We start from the raw sequence: 16,963 nt of genomic DNA on the forward strand, positions 1-16,963 counted from the left end.
GTTTTCACGGCTGATTTATTTTCTGGTAAGTTTTTCAAATACCTCAGAACCAGCAATCAACTGCTGAACTTACGAAAAATTCTCACTTTTAAGGTCTTGATTTTTTATTAAACTCACAAATGAAGCGAGATTGTTATCGAAGTTGAGGGGTGTCAAATCATGCTTTTTTTGATATAATTTTTAATGATGAATGCGAGAAATGATCGGTATGTGGTCGTTGATTTAGAGGCGACCAGCACCGGAAGCAAGGCAAAAATTATTCAAGTAGGCATTGTGGTGATTGAGAATGGCGAAATCGTCGATCAGTATGCGACTGATGTCAATCCCCATGAACCCTTGGATTCTCATATCAAAGAATTAACAGGTCTGACCGATCAGCGTTTGGCTGCGGCACCAGAATTTTCTCAGGTGGCTGGAAAAATTTTTGAATTGGTTAAGGACGGTGTTTTTGTTGCGCACAATGTACAATTCGATGCCAACCTCCTTGCGGAATTTCTCTTTTTTGAAGGATATGAATTGCGTACACCGCGGGTGGATACAGTTGAGCTTGCTCAAGTTTTGTATCCTCAGTTTGAAAAGTATAACCTAGGTATCCTTTGTCAAGAGTTGGGCATTGAGCTAGAACAGGCCCATACTGCCCTGTCTGATGCTCAGGCAACAGCTGAACTCTTGCTTTACATGCGCCAAAAACTCTTTGAGCTACCTAAAGGGCTCTTAGAAAGCTTGTTAGACCTTGCAGACAATCTTCTTTACGAAAGCTATCTGGTGATTGAGGAGGTCTATCAGCAACAATCTCTCTTATCTTCGCCAGACTTGATGGAACTCCATGGGCTTTTCCTGAGAAAGGAAAGTCAAGCCTTAGTCCCACGAAAGTTATCCAAAGACTTTGCTAAAAACATTTCTTTATTGGGGCTGGAGGAACGTCCGCAACAGTTGGAATTTGCGGAGAAGATTGAGCAATTATTGGAAGAACACCAGACTTCCTTTATCCAAGCCCAAACGGGACTGGGCAAGACTTATGGTTATCTCCTCCCAGCTTTGAACTTGGAGAGCCAAGCAGGTATCTTAGTGAGTGTTCCGACCAAAATTCTTCAAAATCAGATCATGCAAGAAGAAGGTCAGCGCTTAAAAGAGGTCTTCCATCTGGAAATTCATAGTCTCAAGGGGCCTCAAAATTACTTGAAATTGGATGCTTTTCATCAAATTCTCCATCGACCGGAGTCCAATCGTCTATTTACTCGCTTTAAAATGCAACTGCTCATCTGGCTAACAGAGACAGAGACTGGTGATTTGGACGAAATCGGGCAACTTTATCGCTATCAGCACTTTCTGCCTGAACTAGTCCACGACGGCAAGCTTTCAAAGAAAAGTTTATTTGCTACAGAAGATTTTTGGAAACGAGGGCAGGATAAGGCCAAGACCAGTCGCGTCCTCTTGACCAATCATGCATATCTGGTCACTCGTTTGGAGGACAATCCAGAGTTTATCGACAATCGTTTGCTGATCTTGGATGAAGCACAAAAAATGTTGCTAGCTCTTGAAAATCTAGCCCAGCAGGCTTATTGCCTTGAGGATCTTGTTACTCAAATTGAAAAGTCCTTGGAGACAGAGGAAGATTTGATTCAGAAACGTTTGCTTGAGAGTATAGGTTTTGAATGTCGTTACTTGATGGACCAGTATCAGTCAGGTCTTAAGAATGGAAAGTGGTTGGATTCTCTCGAACAGTTGCGCCAACATTTTTCGGAGTTAGATCTACCAGAGTACAGAGAGATTGCAAACTTTTTTACGGCGAACCGTGAATTTTGGCTTGCTCCAGCAGAGAAATCTAGTAAGGATGTCCTGATTTGTTCAAGCAAAAACGGTCGCTTTATACTAGCAGACTTATTGCCAGAGGATTGTAGGCTCCTAGGAGTATCTGCCACTCTTGAAATCAGCAATCGGGTTTCCTTAGCAGATTTACTGGGATTTCCAGATGCTCCACTTGTTAAACTTGATGTAGCAAAACAGGAGCAACAAGAAGTCTTTCTAGTCAATGATTTTCCTCTTGTGACAGAAGTTTCGCCTTTTGACTATGCTAGTGAAGCGGCTTCTGTCATTCGAAGCTTACAAGCCTTTCAAGAACCCTTATTGGTTTTGTTTACCTCAAAAGAGATGTTGCTGGCAGTTTCGGACCTGCTCGACCAACCGCATCTAGCTCAGTATAAAAATGGGGAACCAAGCCAACTGAAAAAACGTTTTGAAAAAGGTGAACGTCAGATCTTGCTTGGAACAGGCAGTTTCTGGGAAGGAGTTGATTTTTCAACCCATCCTTGCGTGATTCAAGTGATTCCGAGATTGCCTTTCCAAAATCCCCAAGAACCGTTAACCAAAAAATTAAACCAAGAGCTGCGTCAAGAAGGGAAAAATCCTTTTTATGATTATCAGTTGCCGATGGCTATTATTCGGTTGAAACAAGCCCTTGGTCGTACGGTTAGACGGCCTGACCAAGGTTCGGTAGCTGTAATCTTAGACAGTCGTGTCGTCAGCAAGCACTATGGCAAACAAATCGCCCAAACCTTGTCAAAAGAAAGAACGGTTCGGGTTCTGGCTAGAGATCAGCTAGAGTCTGCAGTAGCAGATTTTCTCCAATCCCGTCGCAATAGAATGAAAGAAAAATCCAAGAAAGAGAAAAGGTAAAAAATATGAAACGTTCCTTCGACTCTCGAGTCGACTATAGCCTCCTTCTGCCAGTGTTTTGTTTACTGGTGATTGGAGTAGTGGCTATTTATATAGCAGTTAGTCATGACTATCCCAATAATGTACTTCCAATTCTAGGTCAGCAAATCGCCTGGATTGCCCTAGGGCTTGTCATTGGGTTTGTCGTCATGTTCTTCAATACCGAGTTTTTATGGAAGGTGACTCCCTATCTTTATGGCTTAGGCTTGGCCTTGATGGTTCTCCCCCTTGTTTTTTACAATCCGAGTTTGGTAGCTTCTACAGGTGCCAAGAACTGGGTGTCGATTGGTGGAACCACGCTCTTTCAACCATCTGAGTTCATGAAGATTTCCTACATCTTGATATTGGCTCGAGTCATTGTACAATTCACTCAAAAACACAAGGAATGGCGACGGACTATTCCCTTGGATTTCCTATTGATTGGTTGGATGATTGCCTTTACCATCCCAGTGCTGGTCCTTTTAGCCCTACAAAGTGACTTAGGGACTGCCTTGGTCTTTGTAGCTATTTTTGCAGGCATGGTTCTCCTTTCAGGGGTTTCGTGGAAGATTATCATTCCTGTTTTTGCTACAGGAGTGACTGCAGTTGTAGGCTTCATGGCCATCTTTATAAGCAAAGATGGACGTGCCTTCTTGCACCAGGTTGGAATGCCGACCTACCAGATCAACCGCATCTTGGCTTGGCTCAATCCCTTTGACTTTGCACAAACAACGACTTACCAACAGGCGCAGGGGCAAATTGCGATTGGAAGTGGTGGCTTGTTTGGACAAGGATTCAATGTGTCCAATCTCCTCATTCCAGTACGTGAGAGTGATATGATTTTCACAGTGATTGCTGAAGATTTTGGTTTCATTGGTTCAGTCTTTGTCATTGCTTTGTACTTACTTCTTATCTATCGTATGTTGAAGATTACGCTCAGATCCAATAATCAGTTTTATACCTATATTTCGACTGGTTTTATCATGATGCTGCTCTTTCATATCTTTGAAAATATTGGCGCAGTGACAGGCTTGCTTCCTCTGACTGGGATACCTTTACCTTTCATCTCTCAAGGGGGATCCGCAATTATTAGTAACCTTATCGGTGTCGGTCTCCTCTTGTCTATGAGTTACCAGACCAATCTTGCAGAAGAGAAAAGTGGAAAAGTTCCATTCAAACGAAAGAAAGTCGTTCTAAAACAAATCAAATAAGGAGGCCACTATGGCAAAAGTTGCAGTTATCTTAGCACAGGGTTTTGAAGAAATTGAAGCCTTGACAGTAGTCGATGTCTTGCGCCGAGCAAACATTCCCTGTGATATGGTTGGATTTGAGGAGCAGGTGACAGGATCACATGACATTCAGGTAAAAGCCGATCGTGTCTTTGATGGTGATTTATCTGACTATGACTTACTCGTTCTTCCAGGTGGCATGCCTGGATCAGCAAATCTACGGGATAATCAAGCCCTCATTTCTGAGATTCAAGCCTTTAACCAAGAGGGAAAGAAGATCTCGGCTATCTGTGCAGCCCCAATCGCCCTCCATCAAGCAGGTGTTTTAAAAGACAAGCGCTTTACCTGTTACGACGGTGTTCAGGAGCAAATTACTGACGGGATTTACCAAAAGGAAACAGTTGTTGTGGATGGCAATCTAACAACCAGCCGAGGACCGTCAACAGCCCTTGCCTTTGCCTATGAATTGGTGGAGCAGTTGGGAGGAGATGCTGAAAGTTTACGAGTTGGCATGCTCTATCGAGATGTCTTTGGAAATCAACATTAAGACGAGAGGTAAACTCTCGTTTTTTACTTGGAAAAAACTAGGAAATCATCGCTTTTTTCATAAAAAAATGGTATAATGAAGGGTATGAAATATCACGACTACATATGGGATTTAGGTGGTACCCTATTGGACAATTATGAGACTTCTACAGCTGCTTTTGTAGAAACCTTGGCCCAATATGGAATTGAACAAGAACACGACCGTGTTTACGAAGCCTTGAAGGTTTCGACAGCTTTTGCCATTGAGAAATTTGCCCCAGATATCGAGGATTTTTTAGAGAACTACAAAGAAAATGAAGCACGTGAGCTAGAGCACCCGATTTTGTTTGAGGGAATTCCAGAGTTACTCAAAGACATCTCTGATAAGGGTGGACGCCATTTCTTAGTTTCTCATCGAAATGACCAAGTTCTGGAACTTCTTTCTAAGACCCGGATAGCCAACTACTTCACCGAAGTAGTGACTGCCAGTTCAGGTTTTAAACGAAAACCAGATCCTGAGTCCATGATTTATTTACGTGATAAATATCATATTACATCCGGTTTGGTCATCGGAGACAGAAACATTGATGTAGAAGCAGGTAAAGCTGCAGGCTTAGATGCCTATCTTTTTGACAATGTTGCAACATTGAGACGATCAATAGACATGTAAGAAAAAGGAAAAAAATGACAGAAGAAATCAAAAACCAACAGGCACAGGATTATGATGCCAGTCAAATTCAAGTTTTAGAAGGTTTGGAAGCCGTTCGTATGCGTCCAGGTATGTATATCGGATCGACTGCTAAAGAAGGGCTTCACCACCTAGTCTGGGAAATTGTTGATAACTCTATTGACGAGGCCTTGGCTGGATTTGCCAGTCATATCCAAGTCTTTATCGAACCAGATGATTCCATTACCGTTGTGGATGACGGTCGTGGAATTCCTGTTGATATTCAAGAAAAGACTGGACGTCCTGCTGTTGAGACAGTCTTTACGGTTCTTCATGCTGGAGGAAAATTCGGCGGTGGCGGATATAAGGTATCAGGTGGTCTTCACGGAGTGGGTTCATCAGTAGTAAACGCTCTTTCAACGCAACTAGATGTCCATGTTCACAAAAACGGCAAAATTCATTACCAAGAATACCATCGTGGTCATGTTGTCGCTGATCTTGAGGTTGTTGGAGATACAGATAAAACTGGAACAACAGTTCACTTCACACCAGACCCAGAGATTTTTACAGAAACAACAACATTTGACTTTGAAAAATTAAACAAACGAGTTCAAGAATTAGCCTTTTTGAACCGAGGACTTCAAATTTCAATCACAGACAAGCGCGAAGGTCTCGAACAAACCAAGCATTACCATTATGAAGGTGGAATTGCTAGCTACGTTGAGTATATCAACGAGAATAAGGATGTTATCTTTGACAAACCAATCTACACAGACGGTGAGATGGATGACATTACTGTTGAAGTAGCTATGCAGTACACAACGGGTTACCATGAAAATGTCATGAGTTTCGCCAATAATATTCATACCCATGAAGGTGGAACACATGAGCAAGGTTTCCGTACGGCTCTGACTCGTGTTATCAATGATTATGCCCGCAAGAATAAACTGCTAAAAGACAATGAAGATAACCTGACAGGAGAAGATGTTCGTGAAGGATTGACTGCTGTTATCTCTGTCAAGCATCCAAATCCGCAGTTTGAAGGACAAACCAAGACCAAACTGGGAAATAGCGAAGTAGTTAAGATCACCAATCGTCTCTTTAGCGATGCCTTTTCTGATTTCCTCATGGAGAATCCTCAGATTGCCAAGCGCATCGTGGAAAAAGGAATTTTGGCTGCCAAGGCTCGTGTAGCTGCCAAGCGTGCGCGTGAAGTTACTCGCAAGAAATCTGGCTTGGAAATTTCCAATCTTCCAGGGAAATTAGCAGACTGTTCTTCAAATAACCCTGCTGAAACCGAACTCTTCATCGTCGAAGGAGACTCAGCTGGAGGATCAGCTAAATCTGGTCGTAACCGTGAATTCCAAGCTATCCTACCGATTCGTGGTAAGATTTTGAACGTTGAAAAAGCTAGCATGGATAAAATTCTTGCCAACGAAGAAATTCGAAGCCTTTTCACTGCCATGGGGACAGGATTTGGGGCAGAATTTGATGTCACTAAGGCTCGTTACCAAAAACTCGTTTTGATGACTGATGCCGATGTCGATGGAGCCCACATTCGGACCCTCTTACTGACTCTGATTTACCGCTACATGAAACCAATCCTAGAGGCTGGTTATGTCTACATTGCCCAACCACCGATTTATGGGGTTAAAGTTGGAAGTGAGATCAAAGAATACATCCAGCCAGGTGCGGATCAAGAAATTAAACTCCAAGAAGCCTTAGCACGTCATAGTGAAGGACGCTCAAAACCAACCATCCAACGATATAAAGGTCTGGGAGAAATGGATGACCACCAATTATGGGAAACCACCATGGATCCAGAACACCGCTTGATGGCGCGTGTTTCAGTAGATGATGCAGCAGAAGCTGATAAAATCTTTGATATGTTGATGGGGGATCGAGTAGAACCTCGTCGCGAATTTATCGAAGAAAATGCTGTTTACAGTACACTTGACGTCTAAAAATTGTGGGAAATAGTTCCCTTGGTTTAAAAAATATGATATAATCATTACGATTGTTTCTAGTATAAAAGGAGTTTGATATGTCTAATGGACAACTAATTTATCTAATGGTTGCGATTGCAGTCATTTTGATTCTGGCTTATGTAGCGGCAATCTTCCTACGTAAGCGTAATGTAAGTAGATTGACGGCCCTCGAAGAAAGAAAAGAAGAACTCTACAACCTTCCTGTAAATGATGAGGTTGAAGCGGTTAAAAACATGCATTTGATTGGTCAAAGTCAGGTAACTTTCCGTGAATGGAATCAAAAATGGGTCGATTTATCCCTTAACTCATTTGCTGATATTGAAAATAACCTGTTTGAGGCTGAAGGCTATAATAATTCTTTTCGCTTTTTCAAAGCGACTCATCAAATTGATCAAATCGAAAGTCAAATTGATTTAATTGAAGAAGACATTGCGGCGATTCGCAATGCGCTTTCAGAACTTGAAAAACAAGAGTCTAAGAATAGCGGACGTGTTCTGCATGCTTTGGACTTATTTGAAAATCTGCAACATACTGTAGCAGAAAATTCGGAACAGTATGGTAAAGCCCTTCCTGAAATTGAGAAACAATTAGAAAATATCCAATCAGAGTTTTCTCAATTTGTAACCTTGAACTCTTCAGGTGACCCAGTTGAAGCTGCAGCAATTCTTGATTCAACTGAAAATCATATTCTTGCTTTGGCACATATCGTTGAACGAATTCCAGCTCTTGTTGAAACCTTGACAAAGGAACTGCCAGAACAATTGGAAGATTTGGAGGAAGGCTACCGTAAACTCTTAGATGCTAATTATCACTTCACTGAAACGGACATTGAGTCACGCTTCCAACTTTTACATGAATCCTTGAAAAATAATCAAGAAAACATCCGCCAGTTGGAATTGGACAATGCGGAGTATGAAAATACACAAATCCAAGAAGAGATTAATGCGCTCTACGATATTTTCACGCGTGAAATTACAGCTCAAAAAGTCGTTGAAAGTCTTCTTTCAACATTGCCAACTTACCTCAATCACTTGAAAGAAAATAATCAGGTTTTGGTTCAGGATCTTGAACGCTTAAATAAAACCTATCTTCTCCCAGAAAGTGATGGAAATCATGTTCGCCGTCTTCAAGCAGAATTGGCAGCACTTGATACAGCTATCTTAGAGGTAACAGAGGATCAAGGTGAGCCAACTCAAGCCTTCTCTGTTCTTGAAGAACAGATGGAAATGCTGCAAAGCAACCTTAAGGATATTGAAGATGAGCAAATCTCTGTGAGCGAACGACTTGCCAAAATCGAAAAAGACGATCTCAATGCTCGTCAAAAAGCAAATATTTATGTGAATCGTTTGCATACCATTAAACGATACATGGAGAAGAGAAACTTGCCAGGTATTCCTCAAAGTTTCTTGAAACTCTTCTTTACTGCAAGCCACAATACAGAAGATTTGATAGCTGAGCTAGATCAAGCGCAAGTGAATATTGAATCCGTTAAACGAATTCTTGAAGTCGCAACCAATGATATGGAAGCACTTGAAACAGAAACCTACGATATTGTTCAATATGCAACTTTAACTGAGCAACTCTTGCAATACTCAAACCGTTACCGTTCATTTGATGAACGTATCCAAGAGGCTTTCAATGAAGCACTTGAAATTTTCGAAAAAGAATTTGACTACAAGGCATCATTTGAGAAGATTTCTCAGGCCTTGGAAGTTGCAGAACCAGGAGTCACAAATCGCTTTGTTTCTTCTTATGAAAAAACACGTGAAGCGATTCGCTTCTAATACCTGAAAAGCTTAGATCATCTAGGCTTTTTATTATTTCTTTCAAAAATAGAAGAATATCGATTTATCATTGAAATTATAGTTCTGATTTGATATGATGGAGGTATGAAGAAAAATAGAGAGAAGCGTGTTTCCCACGATAAAAAGAGAAATGTATTACTTGTTTTAGTAGGTATTTTAAGTCTTGCTATGATCTGCCTAGGTGGCGTGATTGGGTACAAGATTTTGCAGAAACAGTCCTATGAACAAAAAATTGAAGCCTTAAAAAACGAAAAAGACCAACAATTCAACGCAGGAAGTCAGAAAGACCATTTCCGAAAAGGTCAAGCTGAAGTGATTGCCTACTACCCTCTTCAAGGGGAGGAAGTCATTGCGCCTGTTAGGGAAAAAATCAACCAGGATATTAAAGAAAAGCTGGAAGATAAAGAGGATTTGGTCTTTTATTATACCGAGCAATTGGATCCTGTTTTAAAGGGAGTTCTTGCTCGTAATATCAGTAAGCAAGTCTACGATTTGTCTGCAACAAAGGTTGAAGAAAAAGAAAATACTTCTTTGGGGAAAGTTTTCTTGACTGAAGATGGGAAAACTTTTGATCTCAGTAAACTTTTCAAAGATGCAAGCAAGGCTAAGGAACTCTTACTGAGTCAAATCAAATCAACTCTAGAAGATAAGAAACTTGACCAGACAAAAATTGATCAGGTCCTAAAAAACTTTACAGACCAAGATTTGTCGTCATGGAGCTTTGATTATAAAGATAGTCAAATCATCCTTTATCCTGCTAATTCAGGGGAGACTCTGGAGGAAATTTCTCTACCAATATCCAGTTTCTTTGATGTTTTGGATTCCTCTTATCTATTAGAAAAGGATGCTGAACTCTATCAAGCTTACTTTGCTCAGAAAAATAAAAAAGTTGTAGCCTTGACCTTTGATGATGGACCAAATCCAGCTACAACTACACAAGCTTTGGATACATTAGCTAAGTACAATGTAAAGGCGACCTTCTTTGTACTTGGTAAAAACATTGCTGGCAAGGAAGATCTTCTGAAACGAATGAAATCAGAAGGACATGTTGTGGGAAACCACAGCTGGGATCATCCCGTTCTTTCCAAATTGACTCTTGAAGATGCTAAAAAGCAAATCACGGATACAGAAGATGCCTTGACCAAGGTTCTAGGTTCGAGTTCTAAACTCATGCGTCCGCCCTATGGTGCCATTACAGATGATATCCGTAACAGTCTGGACTTGAGCTTTATCATGTGGAATGTGGATAGTTTGGACTGGAAGAGTAAGAATGAGACAGCTATTTTGACAGAGATTCAGCATCAGGTTCGTAATGGATCGATTGTTCTTATGCATGATATTCATGGCGCTACAGTTAATGCTCTTCCAAAGATTATAGAATATCTGAAAGAACAAGGTTATACATTTGTGACGATTCCGGAAATGCTCAACTCTCGCTTGAAAGCTCACGAAATGTATTATGACCGTGATCAATAATTATTAAAATCTAAAGGAGCAAGTGTACTGGTAATCAGGCATTGTTTCTTTAGATTTTCTTCACATAGAAAGGAAAAACGATGAAAGCTTATACCCTTAATAACGGAGTTTCAATCCCAGTTTTAGGATTTGGGACCTGGAAAGCTGAAAACGGAGAAGTAGCCTACCAAGCTGTTTTAGAAGCCTTAAAAGCTGGCTACCGCCATATCGATACTGCAGCTATCTACAAAAATGAGGAGAGTGTTGGTCGCGCTATTCGGGATAGCGGTATTCCACGCCAAGAAATCTTTGTAACAACCAAACTCTGGAACACCAATCACAGCTATGAAGAAGCTCGCCAAGCTTTTGAGCAATCAATGGGAAAACTGGGATTGGACTATCTAGATTTGTACCTTATCCATTGGCCAAATCCAAAACCACTAAGAGAAAATGACGCATGGAAAACTCGTAATGCTGAAGTCTGGAGAGCGATGGAGGACCTATATAAAGAAGGTAAAATCCGTGCTATCGGAGTTAGTAATTTCCTTCCCAAGCATTTGGATGCCTTGCTTGAGACGGCAAGAATCATTCCAGCGGTCAATCAGGTGCGCTTGGCACCTGGAGTTTATCAAGAGGAAGTGGTTGACTACTGCAGAGAGAAGGGAATTCTCCTAGAGGCCTGGGGACCTTTTGGGCAAGGAGAGTTATTTGACAAGAAAGAAGTCCAAGAAATTGCTGCAAAGCATGGGAAATCAGTGGCTCAAATCGCCTTGTCTTGGAGTTTGGCAGAAGGCTTCTTACCACTACCTAAGTCAGTGACAGCCTCTCGCATCCAGAGCAATCTTGACTGTTTTGGGATTGAACTCAGCACAGAAGAGCGAGAAATCTTAAAGACTATCTCGGTGACTTCTGGTGCACCACGTGTGGATGAGATGGATTTTTAGAAAGTAAGAAAAAGAATTGTAAATTTCGTGCCTTTCTGATATAATATTCAACAGGAAAGAAAGTCTTATGGCGTTCTTCAAGCGAACTTGGGACAGTGGGAGCCAAGCAGAACAAGATAAGGAACTGGCGCTTTCTGTCGTATTTTTAAAAACAATGAAGTAATAAATTAGGGTGGAACCGCGTTTCTGACGCCCCTAGTCGCAAGGCTTGGGTGTTGAAATTCGGTTCTTTTTGAATTTCGTCAAATACCCAAGAGGAAAGGAACATAATGATTAAAGGATCTTGTTTATGTAAAGCAGTCACCTACACTCTAGATGAAGAATTATCGGAAATAGTTTTTTGCCATTGCTCATTCTGTCGGAAAGCAACTGCGTCGGCCTACACAGTTAATGCCAAAGTTAGCAGCAAAAACCTGGCATTGTATGGAAAAAGAGAATTTGGTTACCTACAGTTCATCTCCAGGGAAACAACGTTATTATTGCCAGAACTGTCATAGTCAAATTTTCACTACTCAAGAAAATATACCAGAAGTTTGCGCTTTGAAATTAGGAACAATAGATGAATGCGATCAGAATTTACAAACTGTTCCCAAACGTCATATTTTTCAGAACCCAGCTTTTTCTTGGTTGCTTGATAAATAAACCTAAGAAGATAATATAAATAAAGGAGTAAACAATGTCTAAAAAATTGACTTTCCACTACGTCAGTGGCAGAAACCTCCTTACAGTCGGACTGCCCTACGCTCAGTACTAGGGTGCTGAGCTAGACGCAGTACTAACTCGTCTTGCCTCGTATAATCGACGAGGCAGACTCGTGTCGCAAGAAATCATTTTTTATTAAGGAGTATTCAATGTCTAAGAAATTAACATTTCAAGAAATTATTTTGACTTTGCAACAATTTTGGAATGACCAAGGTTGTATGCTCATGCAGGCTTATGACAATGAAAAAGGTGCGGGAACCATGAGTCCGTACACTTTCCTTCGTGCCATCGGGCCTGAGCCATGGAATGCGGCTTATGTAGAGCCATCACGTCGTCCTGCTGACGGTCGTTATGGGGAAAACCCTAACCGTCTTTACCAACACCACCAATTCCAAGTGGTGATGAAGCCTTCTCCATCAAACATTCAAGAACTTTACCTTGAGTCTTTGGAAAAATTGGGTATCAATCCTTTGGAGCACGATATTCGTTTCGTTGAGGACAACTGGGAAAACCCATCAACTGGTTCAGCTGGACTTGGTTGGGAAGTTTGGCTTGATGGGATGGAAATCACTCAGTTTACTTATTTCCAACAAGTCGGTGGATTGGCAACTGGTCCTGTGACTGCGGAAGTTACTTATGGTTTGGAACGCTTGGCTTCTTATATTCAGGAAGTAGATTCTGTCTATGATATCGAATGGGCTGATGGTGTAAAATATGGAGAAATTTTCATCCAGCCTGAGTACGAGCATTCAAAATATTCATTTGAAATTTCGGATCAAGAGATGTTGCTTGAAAACTTTGATAAGTTTGAAAAAGAAGCCGGTCGTGCACTAGCAGAAGGCTTGGTTCACCCTGCCTATGACTATGTTCTCAAATGTTCACACACTTTTAACCTGCTTGACGCGCGTGGTGCCGTATCCGTAACAGAGCGCGCGGGCTATATCGCTCGTATCCGTAACTTGGCCCGTGTCGTAGCCAAAACCTTTGTCGCAGAACGCAAACGCCTAGGCTACCCGCTTTTAGATGAAGCAACACGAACTAAACTCTTAGCAGAAGACGCAGAATAAAGAGAGTGACAAATTACGAAAATGGGCGAACAGAGCGAGCCCTGATCCAGTTGCCGCAGTGATGAAGGTATCCTTAGTGAAGCTAAGGGTACTAGGCAAAATTGGAGACTTTCGGATCCAATTTTAGCAATGAAACGACGGAGTCGGTTGCTTGCGTGCCAATCACATAAGGCAAACTGGAAAATAAAAAGATACCTTTCGGAGAAAAAACATGACAAAAAACTTATTAGTAGAACTCGGTCTTGAAGAGTTACCAGCCTACGTAGTAACTCCAAGCGAAAGACAACTAGGTGAAAAAATGGCGGCCTTCCTCAAAGAAAATCGCCTGTCTTTTGAAGCCATTCAAACTTTCTCAACGCCACGCCGTTTGGCTGTTCGTGTGACTGGTCTTGCAGACAAACAGTCTGATTTGACAGAAGATTTCAAGGGACCAGCAAAGAAAATTGCCTTGGATAGTGATGGAAACTTCACTAAAGCAGCTCAAGGATTTGTCCGTGGAAAAGGCTTGACAGTTGAAGATATTGAATTCCGTGAAATCAAGGGTGAAGAATATGTCTATGTTACTAAGGAAGAAGTGGGCCAACCGGTTGAATCCATTGTTCCAGGTGTAGTAGACGTCTTGAAGTCACTAACTTTCCCTGTCAGCATGCACTGGGCTAACAACACTTTTGAATATATCCGCCCTGTACACACTTTGACAGTTCTCTTGGACGAGCAAGAGTTTGATTTGGATTTCCTTGATATCAAGGGCGGTCGTGTGAGTCGCGGCCATCGTTTCTTGGGACAAGAAACTAAGATTCAGTCAGCATTGAGCTATGAAGAAGACCTTCGTAAACAATTTGTAATTGCGGATCCTCGTGAACGTGAGCAAATGATTATTGACCAAATCAAGGTAATCGAAGCTGAGCATGGTGTACGCATCGAAATTGATGCTGACTTGCTGAACGAAGTCTTGAACTTGGTTGAATACCCAACTGCCTTTATGGGTAGTTTTGATGCTAAATACCTTGACGTTCCAGAAGAAGTTTTGGTGACTTCGATGAAGGAACACCAACGTTACTTCGTTGTTCGTGATCAAGATGGTAAACTCTTACCAAACTTCATTTCAGTCCGTAACGGAAACGCAGAGCATTTGGAAAATGTCATCAAAGGAAATGAAAAAGTCTTAGTTGCTCGTTTGGAAGACGGAGAATTCTTCTGGCGTGAAGACCAAAAATTGGTTATTTCTGACCTTGTTGAAAAATTGAACCATGTGACCTTCCACGAAAAGATTGGTTCTCTTCGTGAACACATGATTCGTACGGGGCAGATTGCCATTCTCTTGGCAGAAAAAGCTGGTTTGTCAGTGGATGAAACGGTTGATCTAGCTCGCGCAGCGGCTATTTACAAGTTTGACTTGTTGACGGGTATGGTTGGTGAGTTTGATGAGCTCCAAGGTATTATGGGGGAGAAATATGCCCTTCTTGCTGGTGAAACTCCAGCAGTTGCAGCTGCTATTCGTGAACACTACATGCCTACATCAGCTGACGGAGCTCTTCCAGAGAGCAAGGTTGGAGCCATTCTAGCCATTGCAGACAAATTGGATACGATTTTGAGTTTCTTCTCAGTAGGCTTGATTCCATCAGGTTCTAATGACCCTTATGCCCTTCGTCGCGCGACGCAAGGTGTAGTTCGTATCTTGGATGCCTTTGGTTGGCACATTGCTATGGATGAGCTGATTGATAGCCTTTATACGTTGAAATTCGACAGCTTGACTTATGAAAATAAATCAGAGGTTATGGACTTTATCAAGGCTCGTGTTGATAAGATGATGGGTTCAACTCCAAAAGATATCAAGGAAGCAGTTCTAGAAGGTTCAAACTTTGTTGTGGCAGATATGCTAGAAGCAGCAAGTGCTCTCGTAGAAGCAAGCAAGAAAGAAGACTTCAAACCATCTGTCGAATCCCTCTCACGTGCCTTTAACTTGGCTGAAAAAGCCGAAGGAACTGATACTGTTGATCCTGCTCTCTTTGAGAATGAAGAAGAGAAAGCCTTGGCAGAAGCCGTAGAATCACTTGTTTTGTCAGGAACTGCAAGTCAGCAATTAGAACAACTCTTTGCACTTAGCCCAATTATTGATGCTTTCTTTGAAAATACCATGGTAATGGCTGAAGATCAGGCTGTCCGACAAAATCGCTTGGCTATCTTGTCTCAACTAACCAAGAAAGCAGCGAAACTTGCACGTTTCAACCAAATCAATACCAAGTAAAATCTGTTAAACGGATTAAACCTTATCATAAAGGAGGGTAACATGGATCCTAAAAAAATTGATCGTATTAACGAGCTTGCTAAAAAGAAAAAAACAGAAGGCTTAACTTCTGCTGAAAAAGTGGAACAAGCTAAACTTCGTGAGGAGTATATCGAAGGCTATCGTCGTTCTGTTCGCCACCACATTGAAGGAATTAAAATTGTGGACGAGGAAGGAAATGACGTTACACCAGAAAAACTACGCCAAGTACAACGTGAAAAAGGTTTGCACGGCCGTAGTATAGATGATCCTAACTCATAAAATGAAAGGGGGTGTAGATGATTTACATTCCCCTTTTCTGTTATAATAAAAAAGAAGGAGCCAAATGGCTCCTTTTGGTCTCTTAGTTGCTTGCGCCAGATGTAGCGTCAGCGTCACCACCGTGGCCTCCAGCATCACCTGAATCAGAAGCGCCAGAAGTAGCATCAGCGTCTCCATGACCTCCAGCTGCAGGAGCAAATGGTCCGCTACCACCCACCAAACGTTGACCAGTCTCTTTTAGGTACCAGTCAAGCCATGGTTGGAAGTTAAAGACGATTTCATTGATACCAGCGTATGATCCATCAGGATAGTACATTGCTTGGTAGTTGTGTGTGTTGATGACACCTGCAGGAGAACCTGGAACGATAGTACGAACGTATTCTTGGTTTCCGTTGCGAAGTGTTCCGATAACCCACTCTACATTCTTCATGCGTGCTGGCGGAAGAGAACCATGAACAGTCGACATACGGTTACCTGATTGAGGTGGTACACGTTTGGCAAACATGGTATCTGGATCTTGGTGAGCGTTGTTGTAGTAGAGGAATTGGTTGTTATCGTCAGCGTATGTCAATTCAAATGGCATAGCTTTCAAGAACATATCGATTTGGTTAACTGTAAGGATACCGTGGTCCAATTTGACATAGGTATCACCAGAAACAGCACCAGTGATTGCTGCAACTTTTTCTACCCATTCTGGATCGTCAGGGTCAACTTCTGTAATGGTTGTAGCAATTGGTCTTCCACAATCCAAGTCTTCTGGTTCGATTGGTTTTGGTTTTTTCAATTTCGAAACGACTCCTACATATTTAACAAAGTTATCTAAGCAAGTTTCAAGGAATTTAACAGTTCCTTCGTTGGTGATGTTTCCATTGTTATCAAAAGCTTCCTTGGCTTTACCAAGAAGGAATTCGTTACCTGGAAGCGTGTAGGCATTGACACCTGGAGCGTCAAGGATCTTACGAAGGTGAACTTGGGCACGTGAAGTTCCTTGGTCGTAGTATGATGCTCCCACAATCATAACAGGTTTGTTTTCAAATGGATGAACTTCGTATGAAAGCCATTCAAGTACAGATTTGAGAGAAGCTGAGATAGTGTGATTGTGCTCAGGAGTAGCGATAATGACACCATCAGCACGTGTAATCTTGTTATACAAGAATCGCAATTGGAAACTTTCATCCCATTTTTCGTCTTGGTTAAACATTGGAACTTCGTCGATTTCAAGAACTTCTAATTCAAATTTGAATTTGAAATTGCGGCGGATAAATTCCAAGAGTTTGCGGTTATATGATTGATCGTAGTTTGATCCAACAAGTCCAACAAATTTCATTCTTTCGGTCTC

General features: G+C 41.6%; 12 protein-coding genes and 1 pseudogene. 12 read left to right on the forward strand and 1 reads right to left on the reverse strand.

Annotated features, from left to right (window positions below):
* The first annotated feature begins 186 nt into the window (after window positions 1–186).
* The 12 genes and pseudogenes from D8852_RS04970 (at window position 187) to D8852_RS05025 (ending at window position 15,624) form a co-directional block, all read left to right on the forward strand.
* On the forward strand, window positions 187–2,676 hold the full coding sequence (locus tag D8852_RS04970; protein WP_398574991.1) for a bifunctional DnaQ family exonuclease/ATP-dependent helicase: 2,490 nt from the start codon (window positions 187–189) through the stop codon (window positions 2,674–2,676).
* A 5-nt stretch (window positions 2,677–2,681) separates the two neighbouring features.
* Window positions 2,682–3,905 (forward strand): FtsW/RodA/SpoVE family cell cycle protein, encoded by a 1,224-nt coding sequence (locus D8852_RS04975; protein ID WP_125425209.1) that lies wholly within the window; start codon window positions 2,682–2,684, stop codon window positions 3,903–3,905.
* A 10-nt stretch (window positions 3,906–3,915) separates the two neighbouring features.
* Window positions 3,916–4,470 carry a DJ-1 family glyoxalase III gene (locus tag D8852_RS04980; protein WP_125425210.1) on the forward strand — a complete coding sequence of 185 codons (555 nt, stop codon included), beginning with the start codon at window positions 3,916–3,918 and terminating at the stop codon, window positions 4,468–4,470.
* A gap of 84 nt (window positions 4,471–4,554) precedes the next feature.
* Window positions 4,555–5,118: an HAD-IA family hydrolase gene (locus D8852_RS04985; protein WP_312022999.1), complete on the forward strand. Its 564-nt coding sequence runs from the start codon at window positions 4,555–4,557 to the stop codon at window positions 5,116–5,118.
* Between the two features lie 14 nt (window positions 5,119–5,132).
* Window positions 5,133–7,079 (forward strand): DNA topoisomerase (ATP-hydrolyzing) subunit B, encoded by a 1,947-nt coding sequence (gyrB, locus tag D8852_RS04990; RefSeq protein ID WP_125425212.1) that lies wholly within the window; start codon window positions 5,133–5,135, stop codon window positions 7,077–7,079.
* 80 nt (window positions 7,080–7,159) lie between these two features.
* A complete protein-coding gene (gene ezrA / locus D8852_RS04995) occupies window positions 7,160–8,887 on the forward strand; it encodes a septation ring formation regulator EzrA (protein ID WP_125425213.1) in 1,728 nt (575 codons plus the stop codon).
* Window positions 8,888–8,992: 105 nt separating this feature from the next.
* Window positions 8,993–10,384, forward strand: coding sequence for a peptidoglycan-N-acetylglucosamine deacetylase PgdA (gene pgdA / locus D8852_RS05000; RefSeq protein ID WP_125425214.1), 1,392 nt, complete (start codon window positions 8,993–8,995; stop codon window positions 10,382–10,384).
* An 80-nt stretch (window positions 10,385–10,464) separates the two neighbouring features.
* A complete protein-coding gene (locus D8852_RS05005) occupies window positions 10,465–11,307 on the forward strand; it encodes an aldo/keto reductase (RefSeq protein WP_125425215.1) in 843 nt (280 codons plus the stop codon).
* 269 nt (window positions 11,308–11,576) lie between these two features.
* A pseudogene (locus D8852_RS10230) lies at window positions 11,577–11,949 on the forward strand (GFA family protein).
* A 209-nt stretch (window positions 11,950–12,158) separates the two neighbouring features.
* The gene (gene glyQ / locus D8852_RS05015) at window positions 12,159–13,076 is read left to right on the forward strand and encodes a glycine--tRNA ligase subunit alpha (protein WP_125425216.1); all 918 of its coding nucleotides are present in this window, start codon (window positions 12,159–12,161) and stop codon (window positions 13,074–13,076) included.
* A 211-nt stretch (window positions 13,077–13,287) separates the two neighbouring features.
* Window positions 13,288–15,324 carry a glycine--tRNA ligase subunit beta gene (gene glyS / locus D8852_RS05020; protein ID WP_125425217.1) on the forward strand — a complete coding sequence of 679 codons (2,037 nt, stop codon included), beginning with the start codon at window positions 13,288–13,290 and terminating at the stop codon, window positions 15,322–15,324.
* A gap of 42 nt (window positions 15,325–15,366) precedes the next feature.
* Window positions 15,367–15,624, forward strand: coding sequence for a DUF896 family protein (locus D8852_RS05025; protein ID WP_000371300.1), 258 nt, complete (start codon window positions 15,367–15,369; stop codon window positions 15,622–15,624).
* Window positions 15,625–15,706: 82 nt separating this feature from the next.
* Here the strand turns inward: D8852_RS05025 and D8852_RS05030 are convergent, their stop codons facing one another.
* On the reverse strand, window positions 15,707–16,951 hold the full coding sequence (locus D8852_RS05030) for an NAD(P)H-dependent oxidoreductase (RefSeq protein WP_125425218.1): 1,245 nt from the start codon (window positions 16,949–16,951) through the stop codon (window positions 15,707–15,709).
* Window positions 16,952–16,963 lie beyond the last annotated feature (12 nt).

This window comes from Streptococcus mitis (genome assembly GCF_003942695.1).
Lineage (GTDB): Bacteria > Bacillota > Bacilli > Lactobacillales > Streptococcaceae > Streptococcus > Streptococcus mitis_BD.